25 protein-coding genes and 1 tRNA gene are annotated in these 19,984 nt (G+C 57.6%); 14 read left to right on the top strand and 12 right to left on the bottom strand.

Annotation, left to right across the window (positions count from 1 at the left end; all coding sequences use genetic code 11):
- Window position 1 precedes the first annotated feature (1 nt).
- From F8N66_RS16180 to F8N66_RS16160, 5 genes are all read left to right on the top strand, one after another.
- Window positions 2-757 carry a recombinase RecT gene (locus F8N66_RS16180; protein ID WP_224790485.1) on the top strand — a complete coding sequence of 252 codons (756 nt, stop codon included), beginning with the start codon at window positions 2-4 and terminating at the stop codon, window positions 755-757.
- Window positions 754-2,391: a YqaJ viral recombinase family protein gene (locus F8N66_RS16175; protein WP_150771133.1), complete on the top strand. Its 1,638-nt coding sequence runs from the start codon at window positions 754-756 to the stop codon at window positions 2,389-2,391. The genes F8N66_RS16180 and F8N66_RS16175 overlap by 4 nt, the downstream gene beginning before the upstream one ends.
- Window positions 2,388-2,630 carry a hypothetical protein gene (locus F8N66_RS16170; protein WP_150771132.1) on the top strand — a complete coding sequence of 81 codons (243 nt, stop codon included), beginning with the start codon at window positions 2,388-2,390 and terminating at the stop codon, window positions 2,628-2,630. Before F8N66_RS16175 ends, F8N66_RS16170 begins: the two co-directional genes overlap by 4 nt.
- A complete protein-coding gene (locus F8N66_RS16165) occupies window positions 2,627-3,091 on the top strand; it encodes a hypothetical protein (protein ID WP_150771131.1) in 465 nt (154 codons plus the stop codon). The genes F8N66_RS16170 and F8N66_RS16165 overlap by 4 nt, the downstream gene beginning before the upstream one ends.
- A gap of 81 nt (window positions 3,092-3,172) precedes the next feature.
- The gene (locus F8N66_RS16160; RefSeq protein ID WP_150771130.1) at window positions 3,173-3,502 is read left to right on the top strand and encodes a hypothetical protein; all 330 of its coding nucleotides are present in this window, start codon (window positions 3,173-3,175) and stop codon (window positions 3,500-3,502) included.
- On the opposite strand, the gene F8N66_RS16155 is transcribed toward F8N66_RS16160, so the two are convergent.
- Entirely contained in the window at window positions 3,499-4,188 is a 690-nt protein-coding gene (locus F8N66_RS16155) for a hypothetical protein (RefSeq protein WP_150771129.1), read from the bottom strand. The two genes, F8N66_RS16160 and F8N66_RS16155, sit on opposite strands and share 4 nt — an antisense overlap.
- 50 nt (window positions 4,189-4,238) lie before the next feature.
- Here F8N66_RS16155 and F8N66_RS16150 point away from each other — a divergent pair, with 50 nt between their 5' ends.
- Complete coding sequence (locus tag F8N66_RS16150) at window positions 4,239-6,233, top strand: DNA cytosine methyltransferase (RefSeq protein WP_150771128.1); 1,995 nt, start codon at window positions 4,239-4,241, stop codon at window positions 6,231-6,233.
- Here the strand turns inward: F8N66_RS16150 and F8N66_RS16145 are convergent.
- A complete protein-coding gene (locus F8N66_RS16145) occupies window positions 6,230-6,484 on the bottom strand; it encodes a hypothetical protein (protein WP_150771127.1) in 255 nt (84 codons plus the stop codon). The two genes, F8N66_RS16150 and F8N66_RS16145, sit on opposite strands and share 4 nt — an antisense overlap.
- A gap of 90 nt (window positions 6,485-6,574) precedes the next feature.
- Here F8N66_RS16145 and F8N66_RS16140 point away from each other — a divergent pair, with 90 nt between their 5' ends.
- Entirely contained in the window at window positions 6,575-7,006 is a 432-nt protein-coding gene (locus F8N66_RS16140) for a hypothetical protein (protein WP_150771126.1), read from the top strand.
- A gap of 18 nt (window positions 7,007-7,024) precedes the next feature.
- On the opposite strand, the gene F8N66_RS31790 is transcribed toward F8N66_RS16140, so the two are convergent.
- Entirely contained in the window at window positions 7,025-7,330 is a 306-nt protein-coding gene (locus tag F8N66_RS31790; RefSeq protein ID WP_150771125.1) for a hypothetical protein, read from the bottom strand.
- A gap of 166 nt (window positions 7,331-7,496) precedes the next feature.
- On the opposite strand from F8N66_RS31790, the gene F8N66_RS16130 reads away from it, so the two are divergent.
- From F8N66_RS16130 to F8N66_RS16110, 6 genes are all read left to right on the top strand, one after another.
- Window positions 7,497-7,862 (top strand): hypothetical protein, encoded by a 366-nt coding sequence (locus tag F8N66_RS16130; protein ID WP_150771124.1) that lies wholly within the window; start codon window positions 7,497-7,499, stop codon window positions 7,860-7,862.
- Between the two features lie 49 nt (window positions 7,863-7,911).
- Entirely contained in the window at window positions 7,912-8,157 is a 246-nt protein-coding gene (locus F8N66_RS16125; protein WP_150771123.1) for a hypothetical protein, read from the top strand.
- A complete protein-coding gene (locus F8N66_RS16120; RefSeq protein WP_150771122.1) occupies window positions 8,154-8,900 on the top strand; it encodes a hypothetical protein in 747 nt (248 codons plus the stop codon). Before F8N66_RS16125 ends, F8N66_RS16120 begins: the two co-directional genes overlap by 4 nt.
- Window positions 8,901-9,284: 384 nt before the next feature.
- A complete protein-coding gene (locus F8N66_RS16115; RefSeq protein ID WP_150771121.1) occupies window positions 9,285-10,019 on the top strand; it encodes a metallophosphoesterase in 735 nt (244 codons plus the stop codon).
- A 72-nt stretch (window positions 10,020-10,091) separates the two neighbouring features.
- A complete protein-coding gene (locus F8N66_RS31785) occupies window positions 10,092-10,478 on the top strand; it encodes a helix-turn-helix transcriptional regulator (RefSeq protein ID WP_224790484.1) in 387 nt (128 codons plus the stop codon).
- On the top strand, window positions 10,364-11,527 hold the full coding sequence (locus F8N66_RS16110; protein WP_224790502.1) for a tyrosine-type recombinase/integrase: 1,164 nt from the start codon (window positions 10,364-10,366) through the stop codon (window positions 11,525-11,527). The genes F8N66_RS31785 and F8N66_RS16110 overlap by 115 nt, the downstream gene beginning before the upstream one ends.
- 78 nt (window positions 11,528-11,605) lie before the next feature.
- Here F8N66_RS16110 and F8N66_RS16105 read toward each other — a convergent pair.
- From F8N66_RS16105 to thrS, 9 genes are all read right to left on the bottom strand, one after another.
- A tRNA-Pro gene (locus tag F8N66_RS16105) sits at window positions 11,606-11,682 on the bottom strand.
- An 88-nt stretch (window positions 11,683-11,770) separates the two neighbouring features.
- Window positions 11,771-12,127, bottom strand: a complete 357-nt coding sequence (locus F8N66_RS16100) for a MerR family transcriptional regulator (RefSeq protein WP_003179985.1) — start codon at window positions 12,125-12,127, stop codon at window positions 11,771-11,773.
- Window positions 12,108-12,410: an integration host factor subunit alpha gene (gene ihfA / locus F8N66_RS16095; protein ID WP_002553164.1), complete on the bottom strand. Its 303-nt coding sequence runs from the start codon at window positions 12,408-12,410 to the stop codon at window positions 12,108-12,110. The genes F8N66_RS16100 and ihfA overlap by 20 nt, the downstream gene beginning before the upstream one ends.
- A 3-nt stretch (window positions 12,411-12,413) precedes the next feature.
- Window positions 12,414-14,795 (bottom strand): phenylalanine--tRNA ligase subunit beta, encoded by a 2,382-nt coding sequence (gene pheT / locus F8N66_RS16090; protein ID WP_150771119.1) that lies wholly within the window; start codon window positions 14,793-14,795, stop codon window positions 12,414-12,416.
- A gap of 26 nt (window positions 14,796-14,821) precedes the next feature.
- On the bottom strand, window positions 14,822-15,838 hold the full coding sequence (pheS, locus tag F8N66_RS16085; RefSeq protein WP_007940232.1) for a phenylalanine--tRNA ligase subunit alpha: 1,017 nt from the start codon (window positions 15,836-15,838) through the stop codon (window positions 14,822-14,824).
- Window positions 15,839-15,947: 109 nt separating this feature from the next.
- Window positions 15,948-16,304: a 50S ribosomal protein L20 gene (gene rplT, locus F8N66_RS16080; RefSeq protein WP_007905879.1), complete on the bottom strand. Its 357-nt coding sequence runs from the start codon at window positions 16,302-16,304 to the stop codon at window positions 15,948-15,950.
- A 28-nt stretch (window positions 16,305-16,332) separates the two neighbouring features.
- A complete protein-coding gene (rpmI, locus tag F8N66_RS16075) occupies window positions 16,333-16,527 on the bottom strand; it encodes a 50S ribosomal protein L35 (protein ID WP_002553160.1) in 195 nt (64 codons plus the stop codon).
- Between the two features lie 60 nt (window positions 16,528-16,587).
- Window positions 16,588-17,139, bottom strand: coding sequence for a translation initiation factor IF-3 (infC, locus tag F8N66_RS16070; protein WP_172435341.1), 552 nt, complete (start codon window positions 17,137-17,139; stop codon window positions 16,588-16,590).
- Window positions 17,139-19,061 carry a threonine--tRNA ligase gene (gene thrS / locus F8N66_RS16065; protein ID WP_150771118.1) on the bottom strand — a complete coding sequence of 641 codons (1,923 nt, stop codon included), beginning with the start codon at window positions 19,059-19,061 and terminating at the stop codon, window positions 17,139-17,141. The genes infC and thrS overlap by 1 nt, the downstream gene beginning before the upstream one ends.
- A 372-nt stretch (window positions 19,062-19,433) precedes the next feature.
- Here thrS and F8N66_RS16060 point away from each other — a divergent pair, with 372 nt between their 5' ends.
- A complete protein-coding gene (locus F8N66_RS16060; RefSeq protein ID WP_150771117.1) occupies window positions 19,434-19,736 on the top strand; it encodes a hypothetical protein in 303 nt (100 codons plus the stop codon).
- The last annotated feature ends 248 nt before the right edge of the window (window positions 19,737-19,984 follow it).

The raw sequence follows: 19,984 nt of genomic DNA, 5'->3' as shown, positions 1-19,984 counted from the left end.
CGTGTCCGAATTAACCACAAAGCAAAGTTTCAGCCTGACGCCGTCGTCACTCACCGAGGCAATGGCCTTTGCCGACATCCTGGCCAAGTCGACGATCGTGCCGAAAGAGTTTCTCGGCAACCCCGGCAATATCCTCGTCGCAATCCAGTGGGGTTTGGAGTTGGGCCTGCAGCCACTACAAGCGATGCAGAACATCGCGGTCATTAACGGTCGCCCGGCGCTCTGGGGTGATGCAGTCATTGCCCTCGTGCGCGGCTCCCCTCTTTGCGAATACGTGTACGAGGAAGACGACGGCCACACCGCCACTTGCCGAGTGAAACGCCGCGGCGAGAACGAGCAGGTTCGCATCTACACGATGGATGACGCGAAGACGGCCGGTCTCGTTGGCAAGGCCGGACCCTGGACCCAGCATCCTAAGCGTATGCGCCAGATGCGCGCCCGGGCCTTCGCCCTGCGAGACGTGTTCCCTGACGTGCTGCGCGGTATGCCGGTAGCGGAAGAGCTGCAGGACATGCCGAAAGAGCGGGACAACAGCCAGCCGCTCGCCAGCGTTTCTAAGATCGAGGCTCCAGCGACTCTGCCGAATTATCCAGACGAGCTCCTGACCGAGAACATCATCAAATGGCAGCCTCTGATCGACTCGGGCCGCACCAGCCCGGAACACCTGATCTCGACCATCAGCAGCAAGTACACGCTGAGCCAAGCGCAGATCGAAACCATCACCAACCTCAAGGCTCTCGAAGGAGACGCAGCATGAAGATTCATAACGTGGCTCAAGGAAGCCCTGAGTGGCACGCGCTGCGGGCCCAGCACTTCACCGCATCAGAAGCGCCGGCAATGATGGGGGCGTCGAAGTATCAGACCCGTACCGAACTGCTGACGCTGAAGAAAACCGGCATTGCGCCGGACGTGACACCTTCACAGCAGTTCATCTTCGACAAGGGTCACGCAACTGAAGCGCTGGCCCGCCCGCTGGTTGAAGTGATGATCGGCGAAGAGCTGTACCCAGTTGTCGGCACATCCGGCAATCTGCTCGCCTCGATGGACGGCGCGACGATGCTCGGCGAGACACTGTTCGAGCACAAGCTATGGAATGAATCGCTGGTTGCCCAGGTGCGCGCAGAGGACTTGGGCCCGCACTATTACTGGCAGCTTGAGCAGCAGCTGCTGGTGAGCGGCGCCGAGCGCGTGATCTTCGTTTGTTCCGACGGCACCGCTGCGAATTTCGTCAGCATGGAATACCGCCCAGTCGCCGGCCGTGCCGAGCAACTGGTTGAAGGCTGGAAGCAGTTTGAGGCAGATCTTACCGGCCACGAAGTGGCGGACACCCCATCTATCGTTGTCGGCAAGGCGCCAGACGAGCTTCCAGCGCTGCGTATCGAGCTGACCGGCATGGTTACCGCCAGTAACCTGAAGGTGTTCGAGCAGTCGGCGCTGGCGGTCATCGACTCGGTGAAAACCGAACTGACCACCGATCAGGACTTCGCGGACGCCAAGAAGGCCGTTAAGTGGTGCGGCGATGTTGAGGATGCGGTCACCGCCGCGAAAAAACAGGCCCTCGCGCAAACCCAGACCATCGACGAGCTGTTCAGCTCGCTGGATCGGATCAGCAAGCACGCTCGAGAAACTCGCCTGAAGGTTGACAAGTTGGTCAAGGCTCAAGAACTGCTGGTGAAGACCAACATCAAGCAGAAAGCCGAGCAGTCACTCGCGGATCATGTTGCTACGATCAACAAGACACTGGGTAAAGTTGTTCTGCCGAACGTACATGCCGACTTTGCCGGCGCCATGAAGAACAAGCGCACCATTGCCAGCCTTCAAGATTCGGTTGATACCGAATTGGCCAGGGCGAAGATCGACGCTAGCCAGACAGCCGACGCAATTCGCCTCAACCTGGAAAGCCTGCGCACCCTCGCCGCCGATCATGCATTCCTGTTTGTCGACGCTCAGCAACTGGTCATGAAAGCCAATGACGACCTGGTCGCCTTGATCAAGGTTCGTATTTCAGAGCACGAGAAAGCCGAGGAAGAGAAAGCCGAAGCCCAGCGCGAGCAGATCCGGAAGGAAGAGCTGCAGCGGATCGAGAATGAAGCCAAGGCGCAACTGGTGGTTGAGCCTGTTGCTGCACCTACGCCGGTCTTGACGCCTGCGCCAGTTCGAGCTGCACCGGTTGCGGCATCGGCCTCGAAGCCAGTCGCAGCGCCGGTACAGCAGCCAGTAAATCTCCAGGCCGAGGTTTTCGATCTGGAAAACCTGGTCAAAGCCGTTGCTTATGGGCAAGCCCCTATCTCTGTGCTGACCGTCAACTGGGAAGCGCTCGATGCGATGGTTGCTGATCAAGGCCAAAACTTCAGCATGGCCGGCGTGAGGCTGGTCAAGGTGGCCGCATGATCAGCAACCTGAAATACGACATTGAGTTCCGGCGCGAAAAAGCGCTGGAGCTTTCCAGCCAGGTCGAAATGCATATGGCCGCCGGCGGGCGATTCACCCGAGCAGAGCCCGCGCCTATCAATCCAAATCCGGCAAAGCGATCCGAGACAATAGACCCGGACACCATCCTCAAGCGTCGTCGCCTTTCCGTGCCCCATGCGGAGCGGATCGCGCTCCGGCGAATGGCGGAGTCGCTATGAAATCGAAACGAAAGCCTAACAACGGTTTCGCCCGGGCCGAACGCAGTTGCCGGGCGTTGCTAAGCACCAACCACGTCGCCGTGGTGAACATCGACCCCAGTAGGGCGCAGATCATGGCGAACTGGAAGAACTGCCGGCAGATCCGGAGCCTTGCCATTGCCAACGCGCTGTTCGATTTCTCCTACCGCTGGACGATCTACATCAGCGCCATGTGTCGAGACGAGCGCGGCGTTGAGTACGTCAAGTCGGTGGAGATCTCACCGGAGGGCATCTACAAGGTCGAGCGCCTGACGGATGCCATCGAGCACTACTACCTGGAGCTGCGAGACAGCTGCAACCCAAACCACCTGGTAGCGTCTGGATGGATCGCCGTTCCCGCCGAGATCACGCTTGACGAGGCCCAGGCCGCCAAGCTGTTTTACGCCGCCGGCGCTTGGCATCAGGTGAAGGTCGCAGCGTGAGACGAACGATCAACCGGGCGCGCCAGCGCCGACGACAGACATGGCTGGATATACCGGCCCACGGAATTGAAGAGGCAGGCCATGGCCAAGAGCAACGCGGAATTGCAGAAGGACAAGCGCGCCAAGGAGAAAGCCTTACTGGAACGGATCGGCGCCGAGAAGCGCTCGCTGATTGTCTCGAAGGCATTGGATGATGCCCTTTATGTTCTCGGCGAGCGGCACGGTTTCGAGGAATGGCAGGAAACAGTGTCGACACTCCTGATCAATCTGGCCGCCGCACCCGCCGAAGACTCAAGCCAGTTCATCACCATGTCGCGACCTAAATTCGCTATCACGGAAAAGCAGTCGCGACAGCTTGAGTCTTTCGCAAAGACAGGTAACGAGGCGTGCATCCATTCAACCACACACTAATCAGAAAGAGCGATCACTAACTTTCTTAGATCCTCTAGCTTATTCATCTCCCCGAGGACCTTATCTATTTCAGCGTCCAGTTTATCCGGGCCTACTGAGCCTTTCAAACCCTCAACTATTTTTGGCCTAGCCAACAAGCGCGAAAACTCAATAATGGACATCCCGTTAACATTCTCCTTGTTAGAATCAAAATCAAGTAGAGGTGTGAACCAAGGCAACCTGTATTTCTCAAAAACCAGGTAATGATCGACGCATAAGAGAATCTCTGATTTCAAGGAGGGAAGTGAGTTTGATTGCTTTGCCAAGGAGATGACGCTCCAAAACTCTAGATTTCTCTCCCCTGTGGAATGATCGCCGACAATTCCACTGACGATCAGTTTCCGCAGACTACTACGCAAAAGTTCCACCCTCGTAAACTCAAGACTTTTAACCGCATTTATAACTTCTAGCTTCATTTCTTTTAATTTAACAACATTACCTGCGACAGAAAACTCTTGAACTTCTGGCGCAAACCCAACAACTGCGGAGATTATTGCGAAGGCAATGACGAACGAGACAAACTCCGCGCCCGACAACTTTGAGATACTCAGTAAATACAGCGCTAGACAAAGCATTGTAATAAACACCGCTGCGCCTACGAACACAAGCCCCCACCTACCTACCTCTTTCTCTATAGCCTTTTCCATTAACGAGCTCCTTTTTCGATCAGGCGACTATAGCCCGACGAGGACTACTTATGTCAGCACACCAGAAGAAACACCCCTTCGATTTCAAAACTCAATACGGACTCGGCTTCAGCACTCAGGACGATGAGATCGTTGTCGACTTCTTCTGTGGTGGCGGCGGCGCCGGTACCGGGCTGGAAATGGGCCTGGGTCGCGCTGTGAACGTGGCGAAAAACCACAGCCCTCAGGCAATCAGCATGCACACTATGAATCACCCGGGCGCCGTGCATTTCACCACCGATGTATTCGAAGGTGATCCCGATACGGAGTGTGAAGGCAAGGCCGTGGGCTGGTTCCACATGTCGCCGGACTGCACACACCACAGCCAGGCCGCCGGCGGCCAGCCGCGCAAACGCGAGATCCGCAACCTGTCGTGGATCGGCCTGAAGTGGGCTGGCAAGAAGAAGCCTCGCGTCATCAGCCTGGAAAACGTGAAACAGATCCTCCAGTGGGGGCCGCTGATCGCGAAGCGCTGCAAGGCCACCGGCCGCGTGGTAACTCTCGACCTGGTGCCACATCCGACCAAGCCAAAGAGCTTGATCAACCGCATCGCCGACCAGGGCGAGGTTGTTCCGGTGAACAACCAGTTCCTGGTACCCGATCCGAAACGCCGTGGGCATACCTGGGCTGTTTTCGTCGCCGATCTGCAGCACCTGGGCTACGTCGTTGAGTGGCGGGTGCTGAAGGCTTGCGACTACGGTGCACCGACCAGCCGGGAGCGCTTGTTCATGATCGCCCGTTGCGATGGTCAGCCAATCGTGTGGCCGGAACCGACCCACGCCAAGAACCCAGCCAAGGGCCAGAAGAAGTGGCGCACCGCCGCCGAGTGCATCGACTGGACGGAGCCGACCAAAAGCATCTTTAGTCGGGCCAAGCCTCTTGCGGATGCGACGCTACGCCGTATCGCTAAGGGCATGAAGAAGTTTGTCATTGATGCCGCTGAACCCTTCATCGTACCGATCGCGAACTGGTCTGGGGAAAGCGTCCAGTCAGCCAACGAGCCGTTGCGCACCGTGACCTCTTGGCCGCGAGGCGGATCGTTCGCCATGGCGAGCCCAATCATCGCACCAGCCACGCACCAGGGCAGTGACCGCATCAATGATCCACGCGCCCCGCTGCCGACGGTAACCTGCGCGAATCGCGGCGAGCTGACGCTGATCAGTCCGGTGATGGTCACCGCCGCACACGGCGAAGGAAAGCCGGGCGGCGTACAGCGCTGGGGAGATGGAAGCAGGTCAGCGGCAGATCCACTCGGCACGGTGACAGCAAGCGGCGGCCACTCGATGGCCGCTGCGTCCCTTGTCCAGCTTGGCAACGGTGATAAGCCCGGATCTGCTCCGCACAGCGCCGACCTTGCCCAGCCACTGGGAACAATAATGGCCTCGGGCGGAAAATACGGCGTGGCCACAGCATTCATGGCCCAAATGAATGGAGGTTTTTGCACCACGGCGGCCAAGAGCATCGAAGACCCCATGACCACGGTGACTAACACCGGCAGCCAGCAACAGCTGGTGACAGCGAATCTCGCGACACTTCGGAAACACTGCGTTGGCCGGGGAATGGATGAGCCCGTGCCAACAATGACCGCCGGAGCAGAACACCACACATTGGTCCAGTACACCCTGTCACCGGAGCATGAGGAAGGCGCCCTGCGTGTCGCGGCATTCCTGATCAGCTACTACGGCACCGAGAACGTGAGCGGTGCCGATGAGCAAGCGCCAACGATCACCACTAAGGACCGCTTGGGTTTGGTCACCGTCACCATCAAGGGGACGCCATACGTCATCGTCGACATCTGCCTGCGGATGCTGCAACCGGCCGAGTTGTACAAGGCTCAAGGCTTCCCCACCGATTACATCATCAGCCACGGAGCCGACGGCAAGCCGTTCACCAAGACCCAGCAGGTGCACATGTGCGGCAACAGCGTCAGTCCTCCGCCCATGGCGGCGCTGGCCCGGGCCAACGATCCTTGGCGGGGCGCGCAACTTGATGCAGTTGCTGCTTAATTGTTGCTGTCGGCAATGGCATGCAAGGCCGATTCAATCTTGCCTGACGCCTCCTGGACAGCAACCGCCAAACAGGCTGTGTTGAAATCCTGCCCGGCCACTTTGATAAACGCTGAGACAAGCTCTGGATTTTTGGCTGCGTACCCCTTTCCAAAAACCTTATCGATCTGCTCTTGAGCCTCCCATAAATACTTAGCTGCTGTATCTGATGCTTGTCGCACAAGAGCGTCATAAGTCGCGGTAATGGTCATAGCCTTGCCCTCCATCAATAGAGTCACAAACCCTAGTACCCAAACTTAAATCACGCCACCGTCCGGGCATGACCCGGCATAGGACGCCCCATGCCCACAGAAAACCGAATTACCGAACCTCGCACCGAGGTGAAGCGCTACCGATTTAGAGGCGCGGCCGGTGAGTACATCTATTCCGCCGACTTTGACCGAGTCACCGCCGAGCGTGACGCCCTGCAGCTGCACCTGAACGCAGCGGATCAGCGGATTGATGAGCTGGCCGTGCCTGCCGGCTACTGCCTCATGCCCACAAGGCTGACCGCCGAGAACGGCGCCAAGGCTCTGCTGCTTGGCGAGTTCAAATTGGACGTCACAACCGAATGCCCTGAATGCCGCGACCTTGAAGAGCCATTAGAAGGTTGTGAGGTCTGCGACGGCGAAGGGGAATACGGGCAGCAGCACATGATCCCGTGGGATCAAATCAAATTCATCTACAGCGAGGCCGTAAAGGGCCTGGCGAAAAAGCCGAACGCCCCGCAGTAATCTCCTCCCCCTTCAAAGTCAGCCGACATTTCGAGGAGCCGCTCGGGGATTACTTTCACCTCCAGCAGCAGCCAATTGCCGAGCCCGGCCAACACCCCAAGCCAAAACTCTGGTCATTGATTCGCGAGGGTGTGAGTCATCAGATTCTTCATGCAGCGCCAACCCATCGGGGCCATAAATCCCGATGAACATTTGAGTCTTGCCGACGCGCGATAGCCTGACCTGCACGTCGATGCAGGTCCCATCATTGAGAGTTTCATCATGTGTTCTGTTGTGAAGCTCGGGGTCTGCCCACTCCCAGAAGATGTCGCCTCGAAGTCTCATTGAGTCCTCCCGTCCGTTCCCTGTGATGGTCAGTAGAGCCCAACACTAGCCCCCTGCAATCGAAGTGCAACCTTGTAAATACGGTATCGGACAGCTGGTCGCGAGAGCTGTACGAATCAAAATTTTATGTACAACTTTCAGCCGCTATAGCGGCAAAGGAACAGTCATGCCTGAAGAAACTGCTGTAATCCAGCCGCTGCCAGTCGAGCGCGATGTCGACGGCTGGTGGTCGCACCCTGGCTACCTGTCGGAGTTCGACGATGAAATCACCGACGCACAGTTCCAAGAGTGGTGTTTGCGCCACCAGGTGGAAACAAAGATCACCTATATGGAAAGCGACGTTCCATTCGAAGTGTTCGATGCCTACATGGATGACGGCCAGTGCGATTGCTCGGCTTGGGAAATCCAGCACCCGGCCGAAGCTGGCTGGTTCATCCTGTCACTCCATGATGCCGAAGACGGTCCGGTCTGTGTGTGGGGGCGTCGCGCGTTGCCAGTGCCGAAACTGCCTGGTGCGCAGGTGACCCCATGATCGCCCTCGCCTGGTTCGCCTACGTGTACTGCTACAAGGGGTCGCGGTGATGAATACCTATCGACACACTTTCGCAGCCACCTGCCCGGCCGACAGCGAAATGATCATCTATCAACTCGAGATTCGGTCGACGGCCATGATCCACGTCGAGCACATCAAGGCCGCTACCGCGATCATCAAGAAAGGCTGGCACGAACAGATTGCCGATCGCCTGTCCGAAGCTTTGGGTGGCGATCAGAAGATCGTCGCCACGCACCAAGGCGTCGAAATCGAAACTGTGAGGCTCAGCGGATGATTCATTACCACGGATTGCCGATCACTCCGGAGACGGCAGCAGCCGCGGCAATCAGTGGCGGCCACGCCTTTGTCAGCTTCAGCGATCCACGGCAGCTCGCACTGGCGGCTCAAGTCTGTCAGTCATTTGCTATCGACAACGGGGCATTCTCCGCCTGGAAGCAGGGCAAACCGATCACCGACTGGCAGCCGTTCTACTGCTGGGCAGCAGATGCAAAGCTGATCCCGGCGTGCGACTTCGCCGTGATACCCGATGTAATTGATGGTGATGAAAAGGCGAACGATGCGCTGCTCGACGAGTGGCCCCTGCCTCGATGGTTTGGCGCCCCGGTTTGGCATATGCACGAAAGCCTTGATCGGCTTGAGCGTTTAGCCAGCGCCTGGCCCAGGGTCTGCATCGGCAGTTCGGGTGACTATTCACAGCCTGGCAGCCCCGCCTGGTGGGTGCAGATGGGCAAAGCAATGCGGGTAGTTTGCGACGATGACGGCCGGCCCATGTGCAAGCTTCACGGCTTGCGGATGCTGGATCCTGCAATCTTTGGCCACCTCCCGCTGTCGAGCGCTGACAGCACGAACATCGGGCGAAACATCGGCATTGACCAGGCCTGGCGCGGCACGTACTCCCCGCCGACCAAGGAAGCCCGGGCATCAGTGATGCGCAGCCGCATCGAGTCGCACAACTCGCCACCACGCTGGACCTACAGCATCCCGGAGATCGCGCCAACTCAAGGCGCGCTGCTCTAACCCCTACCCCACACAAGAGCCTGCCGGTGAACAGCTCAATACCGACCGCGATGCACGAGCAGAGTATCCAGTAGCAGAGAAAAGAAAATAGCCGGTAGCGCCACATGAGCCAGCACGGATAGGAGGCAGTCAGATACAGCCCCCGACATCACCAAACCAGTTCCTAAGGTGAGCAGCACCATCACTAGGCTGGTCAGCTGAAGCAGCCTGTTTAACGTCCGTAATACTTCTCGCATGAGCCACGCATCCTTGATCGGGGAGCGCCTATTTAAGCGCATGACCCGCCTCAAAAATCCTGCGTGTTTGATGCAGTAGGAGCATTCAGGACATTTCCTACGCAACTAAACGAAAGGCCTGCCGGAGAACGGCGGGCGAGGAATTCCTATGCTCGAAACAATCCAGGTGTCGCGCGTGAAGCGCTTCGCCGAAAACACGGCTGGCCGTGATTTCGCGGTTGGCGACATTCACGGACACTTCACCAGGCTACAGGCCGCGCTTGATGCAGCCGGCTTTGATCCGTCGGCGGATCGCCTGTTCAGTGTCGGAGATCTGGTCGACCGCGGGCCGGAGTGCCGCGACGTACTCGCCTGGTTCGACAAACCATGGTTCCACCCGGTACGCGGAAACCATGATGACTACGTGGTGCGCTTCGATACCTGCGACGCTGAAAACTGGGTTTACAACGGAGGCTCTTGGTTCGCCGGCTTGGCTTGGGACGAGCAGCGGGAGTTTGCAGCCCAGTTCGCAGAGCTGCCGATCGCCATTGAAGTCGAAACCACCCAGGGGCTGATCGGCATCGTGCACGCCGACTGCCCCCTCCCGTCGTGGGAGCAACTGCGGGCCGAGCTCGAATCACCCGAGAGCAACAAGCGGCTAAAGCTGGTGCAAAACAGCTGTATGTGGTCTCGAAGCCGAATTCAGGACGGCGAGACGCACGGAGTCGAAGGCCTGCGCGCCCTGGTTGTCGGCCACACCCCTCTGCGGCAGCCGGTCGTGCTCGGAAATGTCTACTACATCGACACCGCTGGATGGATGGACGGGCATTTCACCCTCCTGGATCTCGCAACGCTTCAGTGCATTCCACCAATCAATCCAGAGCTCAGTCACGACTGGGATTAACCACCTTCTGCCGCCACGCGCGGCACGACAACAATTAATTGGCCGTCCCCAATGAGGGGCAGAGGTAGACCAATGGGCGCACCACAACTGCTGCCACGCTTCATCCGGGCCAAGCAGGCCCCGGCGTATCTGGGCATGTGTCGCGCTGTTTTTGACGCCCAAGTCCGCCCGTACGTCCACGAATTCCCCATTGGGGAACGCGGCGTGGGGTTCGACCGACAAGAGCTGGACGACTGGGCAACAGCGCACGTCGAGGCAAAGGCGATTGATAAAAAAGGCGCGTCGGAGCAACAATTGCCCCGCAGCGAGCGCCAGAAAGGAGATAAATCATGGCGCGAAAATCGATCACAGGCCTTTCCCAAAGGAAAGGACTTTGGCACATCGACAAGAAGATCAACGGCGAAAGACTTTACGAATCTACTGGCACAGCTGACCGGCAAGAAGCAGAGCGCTACCTGATTTTCAGGCTAGAACAGATCAGGCAGCAGAAGGTTTATGGCGTTAGGGAAGTGAGGACCTGGCGGGATGCCGCGATGAAGTTCCTCGTTGAAATCAAGGACCAGCCCTCATTCAAGCTATCAGCACACCACCTTTCTCAGCTCGACCCGTTCATAGGCGACATACCGCTGACCCACATTGATGACCAAGCTCTGGCGCCTTTCATCAAGAACAGGTTGTCGAGCAAAACGCTTGAGAATGGCAAGGTGAAGGAAGGCGTCAGCAACCGTACGGTGAATATCTCGATCGAGCGGGTGGTTCGGGTTTTGTCGTTGTGTGCCAGGAAGTGGCGAGATGATGAGCGCAGGCCGTGGCTGGATAGCGTGCCGATGCTCACGAAACTGGAAGAGAAGAAGTCGAGCCGCAAGCCGTACCCGATGTCATGGCAGGAGCAGTCGATTCTGTTTGCGGAATTGCCGGCCCACCTGCAAACCATGGCGCTGTTCAAAGTGAACACCGGCACGCGGGAGCAGGAAGTCTGCAAGCTGAAATGGGATTGGGAAATTTCGGTGCCGGAACTCGGGACCAGCGTGTTTCTGATACCGGCTGACTTCGGCGGCAGACACGAACGATCTGGCGTGAAGAACGGTGATGAGCGACTGGTCGTGCTCAACAACGTAGCCAAGTCGATCATTGACCTGCAGCGGGGCCTGAGTAAGGAATGGGTTTTTCCTTACAACGGTACCGCGATGCATCGAATGAACGACTCGGCCTGGAAGAAGGCGCGGGTGAGAGCGGCGAAACTCTGGCAGGAGGAAAACCTTCGCCCCGCTCACCCAGGTTATGCATCCATAAGGATTCACGACCTCAAACACACATTTGGCCGCCGGCTACGTGCAGCAGGCGTTACCGAGGAAGACCGCAAGGCACTTCTGGGCCACAAGAACGGCAGCATCACCAGTCACTACTCGGGCGCTGAGCTCGGGCATCTGATTGAAGCTGCGAACATGGTATCAGCAACCGATTCGCGTGGGCCGGTCCTGACAATCTTGAAAAGGAAGCAGGCGTGAAAAATCGAGGAGTCACGCAAATCTCACGCACATGAAAAAGCCCAACCTGAAAAGATTGGGCTAAGTCATTGAAAAATATGGTCGGGACGGAGTGATTCGAACACTCGACCCCTAGCACCCCATGCTAGTGCGCTACCGGACTGCGCTACGCCCCGACTAGGCGTGAAACTTGTCCCTCTCTTCGAGGAACGCTCAAGAATATATCGCAAGCTTTTGAAAACTGGAAGTATTTAAAAGCAGAATTTATTTCTTGAGGACCACCAGAACATCTTCCAGCTCAGCGATCATCTGGCGAATCATTTGTTTGTATTGAGTGGTGTCATCTTTGGCTTCATCACCGGACAAACGCAGGCGCGCGCCGCCGATGGTGAACCCCTGATCGTAAAGGAGCGCGCGGATCTGCCGGATCATCAGCACATCCTGGCGCTGATAATACCGGCGGTTTCCGCGGCGTTTGACAGGGTTGAGTTGAGGAAACTCCTGCTCCCAATAGCGCAGCACGTGTGGTTTTACCGCACACAGCTCGCTGACTTCACCAATGGTGAAGTAGCGTTTGCCGGGGATGACGGGAAGCTCGTCGTTATGACTTGGTTCCAGCATAAGCCTCAACTCGGGCCTTCAACTTCTGCCCTGGACGAAAGGTGACGACACGGCGAGCCGTGATCGGGATTTCTTCACCGGTTTTCGGATTGCGGCCAGGCCGCTGGCGTTTGTCCCGAAGGTCGAAATTGCCGAAACCGGACAATTTGACCTGCTCGTTGTCTTCAAGAGCGTGCCTGATTTCCTCGAAAAACAGTTCGACCAATTCCTTGGCTTCCCGTTTGTTCAGGCCCAGCTCTTCATACAGACGTTCCGCCATCTCAGCTTTCGTCAAAGCCCCCATACGTCACTTCCTTAACGTGGCGTTCAACCTTTGTTCGAGCGAGGTGAGGATGTTTTGCGTCGTGGAATTCACCTCATCGTCATTAAGAGTGCGCGATGGATGCTGCCAGGTCAAGCCGACTGCAAGGCTTTTTCTATCAGGATCAATGCCTTTACCCTGATACACGTCAAATAGCCTGAGGTCTGTCAGCCATTCGCCTGCATTTTCACGGATTACGTCCAGTACAGCCGAGGCTGCAACGTCTTTGTGCGCAATCAGTGCCAGGTCACGACGCACTTCAGGGAAGCGCGATAACTCGTGGAATTTCGGCATTTTACCCGAAGCCACTTCCGCCAGAACCAGCTCGAACACGAAGACCGGACGATCCAGGCCCAGGTTTTTCGACAGCTCCGGGTGGATGGCGCCAACGAAGCCGACCAGGCGACCCTCGCGCTCGATGCGTGCGGTCTGCCCCGGATGCAATGCAGGGTGCTTGCCCGGCACGAAAGTGAAGGCATCCAGTGCACCTGCGAAGCCCAGCACCGCTTCCACGTCGGCCTTGACGTCGAAGAAGTCGACGACATCGCGACCTTGCGCCCAGCCTTCCGGCAGACGGCTACCGCAAACCACACCGGCCAGCATCGGCTCTTGCTTCAAGCCGTCGAGCTGACCGACGAAGCGCAGGCCGCTCTCGAACAGACGAACGCGATCCTGCTGACGGTTCAGGTTGTGCTGAAGCGCCTTGACCAGGCCCGGCCACAGCGACGAGCGCATGGCGGCCATGTCGTTGGAAATCGGGTTGGCCAGCAGCAGCGGTTCGACACCTGGATTGAACAGCTCGAACTGTTTCGGATCGATGAAGCTGTAAGTGATCGCTTCCTGATAACCACGGGCCACCAGCAGACGGCGCAGTTCAGGCAGATCGCTACGTGCTTCAGCCTTGGCTTGCGGCGCCAGACGCGCCTGCGGGTAACGAACCGGCAGGCGGTTGTAACCGTACAGACGGGCCAGCTCTTCGATCAGGTCGACTTCCAGGCTGATGTCGAAGCGATGGCTTGGCACTTCTACGCGCCACTGCCCTGCTCCATCCGCCGTAATGGTCAGGCCCAAAGCGCTGAGCAGACGCTCGACTTCGGCCGAATCCATTTCCATGCCCAGCATCTGGGTGATGCGCTGCGCACGCAACGTCACCGGAGCGATCGACGGCAAGTGCTGTTCGCTGACGGTTTCGATGATCGGACCCGCTTCACCGCCAGTGATCTCCAGCAGCAGGCCGGTGGCACGTTCCATGGCTTCACGGGCCAGCTGCCAGTCCACGCCACGCTCGTAGCGGTGCGATGCATCGGTGTGCAGGCCATAGGAACGGGCCTTGCCAGCGACGGCAATCTGATCGAAGAATGCGCTTTCCAGGAAGACATCGCGCGTGGTCGCGGTGTTGACGCCGCTGTGCTCGCCACCCATGACGCCGGCGATAGCCAGGGCACGGGTGTGATCGGCAATCACCAGCGTATCGCTACGCAGGCTGACTTCCTGACCGTCGAGCAGTACCAGTTTCTCGCCCTCTTCAGCCATGCGTACACGGATGCCGCCGTTGATTTCGGCAAGATCGAAGGCGTGCAGCGGCTGGCCCAGTTCGAGCATCACGTAGTTGGTGATGTCGACGGCTGCGTCGATGCTACGAACGTCAGCGCGACGCAGGCGCTCGACCATCCATAGCGGAGTAGGCTTGGAAAGATCGACGTTGCGGATTACACGACCCAGGTAGCGCGGGCAGGCGGCGGGTGCCAGTACTTCAACCGGACGCACTTCATCGTGCACGGCTGCAACGGCAGCAACGACCGGACGAGTCACTTCGGCGTCGTACAGCGCGCCGACTTCACGGGCCAGGCCCGCCAAGGACAAGCAGTCGCCACGGTTCGGGGTCAGGTCGACCTCGATGCTGGCATCGTCCAGGTTCAGGTATTCACGAATGTCCTGACCCACCGGCGCATCGGCCGGCAGCTCCATCAGGCCATCGTTGCCCTCACCCACTTGCAGCTCGGCTTGCGAGCACAGCATGCCGTTGGACTCAACGCCACGCAGCTTGGCTTTCTTGATCTTGAAGTCGCCCGGCAGCTCGGCACCGATGGTGGCGAACGGGATCTTCAGGCCCGGGCGCACGTTCGGTGCACCGCACACGACCTGGAACGTCTCCGAACCGTTGCTGACCTGGCAAACGCGCAGCTTGTCGGCGTCCGGGTGTTGTTCGGTGCTCAGCACCTCACCGACGATCACGCCACTGAATACACCGGCGGCCGGGGTAACGCTATCGACCTCAAGACCGGCCATCGACAGACGAGCAACCAGCTCATCGCGACTTACCTGCGGGCTAACCCAGCCACGCAGCCATTGTTCACTGAATTTCATCCTGCTCTCCTAAGAATTCGTTACGACTAGCGAAATTGCGCGAGGAACCGCAAGTCGTTGTCGAAGAACAGACGCAAGTCGTTCACGCCGTAACGCAGCATGGCCAGACGTTCAACGCCCATGCCGAAGGCAAAGCCCGAAAACTCTTCCGGGTCGATCCCGGACATGCGCAGCACGTTCGGGTGAACCATGCCGCAACCCATGACTTCCAGCCAGCCAGTCTGCTTGCAGACGCGGCAGCCTTTACCGCTGCACATCACGCATTCCATGTCGACTTCAGCGGATGGCTCGGTGAACGGGAAATACGAAGGGCGGAAACGCACGGCCAGTTCTTTTTCGAAGAACACGCGCAGGAATTCTTCGATCGTCCCTTTCAGGTCGGCGAAGTTGATGTCGCGGTCGACCAGCAGGCCTTCGACCTGGTGGAACATCGGCGAGTGGGTGATATCGGAGTCGCTGCGGTATACACGGCCTGGGCAGACGATGCGGATCGGCGGCTGTTTCGATTCCATGGTGCGGACCTGTACCGGCGAGGTATGGGTGCGCAACAACATGTTCGCATTGAAATAGAAGGTGTCATGCATCGACCGGGCCGGGTGATGGCCTGGGATGTTGAGCGCCTCGAAGTTATGGTAATCGTCTTCGACCTCGGGGCCTTCGGCGATGCCGTAGCCGATATGGGTGAAGAACTGCTCGATACGTTCCAGAGTCCGGGTAACCGGATGCAGACCGCCAGAGGTCTGGCCACGGCCAGGCAGGGTCACGTCAATGGATTCGGCGGCGAGCTTGGCCGCAAGATCGGCCTCCTCGAACAACGCCTTGCGCGCATTGAGAACCTCTGTGACACGCTCCTTGGCAACGTTGATCAGCGCACCGACTTGCGGACGCTCTTCGGCCGGCAAATTCCCCAGGGTCTTCATCACCTGAGTCAATTCACCTTTTTTGCCAAGGTAGTGAACCCGGATTTGCTCCAGGGCATTGATATCTTCAGCGCTTTGCACAGCCTCTAGTGCTTGAGAGACGAGCGCGTCCAGGTTTTCCATGTACAGACTCCAGATACAAAATAGGGGAAGAGCTTGAAGGCTCTTCCCCTATTTATGACGTTTAACACCTGGCCCCACAGAGGTGAGGCCGGGTGACTGTCGGGGGTACTTAAGCCAAGGTGGCTTTAGCTTTCTCGACAATCGCAGCAAACGCCGCTTTTTCGTTCACTGCCAGATCAGCCAGAACCTTACGGTCGATCTCGATGGACGCTTTTTTCAGGCCGGCGATGAAACGGCTGTAGGACAGACCGTTGATACGAGCACCAGCGTTGATACGGGCGATCCACAGAGCGCGGAACTGACGTTTTTTCTGACGACGGTCACGGTAGGCGTATTGGCCTGCCTTGATTACCGCTTGCTTGGCAACACGGAATACGCGCGAGCGAGCGCCGTAGTAGCCTTTAGCAAGTTTCAGAATTTTTTTGTGACGCTTACGGGCAATGACGCCACGCTTTACACGAGCCATGAGTTACTTCCTCTATTCTTGACTAAAATTAACGAAGGCGCAGCATGCGCTCGACTTTTGCCACGTCAGACGGATGCAGCAAGCTGCTACCGCGCAGTTGACGCTTACGCTTGGTCGACATTTTGGTCAGGATGTGGCTCTTGAAAGCGTGCTTGTGCTTGATACCGTTAGCAGTTTTCAGAAACCGCTTAGCAGCACCACTTTTGGTCTTCATTTTTGGCATGTTCGGATACTCCGCATTCAGTTGATAAACATAATCAGAAGGCCTGCCGTGCCCTGTTGATTACTTCTTCTTTTTCGGGGCGATGACCATGATCAGCTGGCGTCCTTCCATCTTAGGATGCTGTTCGACCGAACCGTACTCGAGCAAGTCACCTTCAACTCGCTTGAGGAGTTCCATCCCCAGCTCCTGGTGGGCCATCTCACGGCCGCGGAATCGCAAGGATACCTTGGCCCTGTCCCCGTCACTCAGGAAACGTACCAGGTTGCGCAGTTTTACCTGGTAATCCCCTTCCTCCGTCCCTGGACGAAACTTGATTTCTTTAACCTGAATCTGCTTCTGGTTTTTCTTGGCCGCGGCAATCTGCTTCTTCTTTTCGAAGATCGATTTGCCGTAGTCCATCAGTTTGCAAACAGGGGGTACTGCATCGGCGGAAATTTCCACCAAATCCAGTTTGGCCTCTTCAGCCTTAAGAAGCGCGTCTTCAATTGACACAATCCCAAGCTGTTCACCTTCAGCCCCAATTAACCGAACCTCGCGTGCCGAGATATTCTCGTTGATCGGGGCTTTCGGTGCAGCTCGTTTATCTTGTCTCATTTCACGCTTAATAATAATTACTCCGAATCTGGGCGACCACGCCGGGAAACCGCTTGCGCGAGGAACTCGGCGAACTGGGCGACGGGCATCGAGCCCAGGTCAGCACCTTCACGAGTACGCACAGCGACAGTCTGCATCTCGACTTCCTTATCCCCGATAACCAAGAGATACGGAACCTTGAGCAAAGTATGCTCGCGGATTTTAAAGCCGATCTTTTCATTTCTCAAGTCAGACTTGGCACGAAACCCGCTTTCGTTGAGAGTTTTTTCTACTTCGGCAACAAAATCTGCCTGTTTATCAGTGATATTCATGATCACTGCCTGGGTTGGCGCCAGCCACGCAGGGAAAGCACCTTCATAGTGCTCGATCAGGATTCCGACGAAACGCTCGAAGGAACCAAGGATCGCCCGGTGCAACATCACCGGATGCTTGCGGCTGTTGTCTTCGGAGACGTATTCGGCACCCAGACGGACAGGCAGGTTAAAATCGAGCTGCAGGGTACCACACTGCCAGACGCGACCGAGGCAATCTTTCAGCGAGAACTCGATCTTCGGACCGTAGAACGCGCCCTCGCCCGGCTGCAAATCGTACGGCAGGCCAGCGCTATCAAGGGCTGCAGCCAGTGCCGCCTCGGCGCGATCCCACAGCTCATCGGAACCGACGCGTTTTTCCGGACGAGTGGACAGCTTCATTTCGATGTCTTTGAAGCCGAAGTCGGCGTAGACATCCATGGTCAGCTTGATGAACGCAGCGGATTCGGCCTGCATCTGTTCTTCGGTGCAGAAGATGTGGGCGTCGTCCTGAGTGAACGCACGCACGCGCATGATGCCGTGCAACGCACCCGACGGCTCGTTACGGTGGCAAGCACCGAATTCGGCCAGACGCATCGGCAACTCGCGGTAGCTCTTCAGGCCTTGATTGAACACTTGCACGTGGCAAGGGCAGTTCATTGGCTTGATGGCGTAGTCGCGGCTTTCCGACTCGGTGGTGAACATGTTGTCGGCGTAGTTGGCCCAGTGCCCGGATTTCTCCCACAGGCTGCGATCGACGACCTGAGGGGTCTTGATCTCCAGGTAGCCGTTGTCGCGCTGAACCTTGCGCATGTACTGTTCGAGCACCTGGTACAGGGTCCAGCCGTTCGGGTGCCAGAACACCATGCCCGGCGCTTCTTCCTGGGTATGGAACAGGCCCAGGCGCTTGCCGATCTTGCGGTGATCGCGCTTTTCAGCTTCTTCGATACGCTGGATATAAGCCGCCAGCTGCTTCTTGTCAGCCCATGCGGTGCCGTAGACGCGCTGCAATTGCTCGTTCTTGGCATCACCGCGCCAGTAGGCGCCGGACAACTTGGTCAACTTGAAGGATTTCAGGAAGCGAGTGTTCGGCACGTGCGGACCGCGGCACATGTCGACGTATTCTTCGTGGTAGTACAGGCCCATGGCCTGTTCGTTCGGCATGTCCTCGACCAGGCGCAGCTTGTAGTCTTCGCCGCGAGCCTTGAACACTTCGATCACGTCGGCGCGCGCAGTGACCTTCTTGATGACGTCGTAGTCTTTCTCGATCAGCTGCTGCATGCGCTGTTCGATAGCCGCCAGGTCGTCCGGGGTAAAAGGACGCTCGTAGGCGATGTCGTAATAGAAGCCGTCGTCGATGACCGGACCGATGACCATTTTGGCGGTCGGGTACAGTTGCTTGACCGCATGGCCGACCAGGTGGGCACAAGAGTGGCGAATGATCTCCAGCCCCTCTTCATCCTTTGGCGTAATGATTTGCAGCGTAGCGTCGCTGTCGATGATGTCGCTGGCATCAGCCAGCTTGCCATTGACCTTGCCGGCCACGGTGGCCTTGGCCAGACCGGCACCGATGGATGCGGCGACCTCGGCGATGGAAACCGGGTGATCGAATGAACGTTGACTGCCGTCGGGAAGAGTAATAGTTGGCATGGCGCCTCCTCTCCTAGTGGTGACCCCTACCAAAGGTCACGTGGGTTGGGATGAGCCAGTACAAGATCCGATCCAGGCCATTCAATGACGAACGCCTGCCTTACAGCGGCAGGAGCCTTGCGGCCAACCGGAAACCGAACCAGAGTGACTGGGATTCAAATCAGGATTGTTCGGGGAATGCCGCAGCCGGGACGATAGGTCGACCGGCGCCTGCAAACGCCCGAGCGGGGCATGCTAGCACAGATGAACGGTCGTGGCGGCATGCAGGGCTTCTGACAGGGCAAATCCGCCGTTTTTATGCCAGAGTGCTGAACTTGATCCCCGCTTTCCCCCTCAGATAACAAGACATTGACCCACAAGGAGCATCCCGGCATGCGTCTGAATCGTTTGTTCGCCGTTGTCGCACCCATCGTATTGCTGCTGCCACTGGCCGCCCACGCCGACTGGCCCAAGGGTGAGCGCGAGAAGTACATGGCGCAGTGCACCCAGGCAGCCACGCCGCAGATCGGCGCTGCGGCCGCAAAAGCCCACTGCGCCTGCGGTGCCGATGCAATCAAGTCGTACCCGGCCAAGGACCTTCAGGCCTTGATGGACAATCAGGCCAGTGACGCCCTGAAGCAACAGGCACTGACCCAGATTTCCAAGTGCAAGGCCACTAATCCGGCGAAAAAATAAGCCCCATCGGGCGTCCTGAAAGCGCCTTGCGCCGGTAAAAGGCACCTCAAAACCGCCTTTTCCGACAAAATATGCAGGTTTTACAGCTTTTTTTATCGTCTTTACTTTCGGCTGGAAGCCTTTTAAAACGGGGCTTCCAGCCAGATCAGGTAACAAAGTGTGTGCGACTGTAGGGCAAACAGCACCTGCGGGGGGCTCCCAAAGCGAACATTTCGACTATGATACCCCGGTGTGCCCAGTTGGCCTGA

This window comes from Pseudomonas fluorescens, from assembly GCF_902498195.1.
In the GTDB taxonomy this organism is placed as follows: domain Bacteria; phylum Pseudomonadota; class Gammaproteobacteria; order Pseudomonadales; family Pseudomonadaceae; genus Aquipseudomonas; species Aquipseudomonas fluorescens_BU.
Note: the sequence above shows the minus strand (reverse complement) of the source record. Positions and strands in the feature narration are given on the sequence as shown.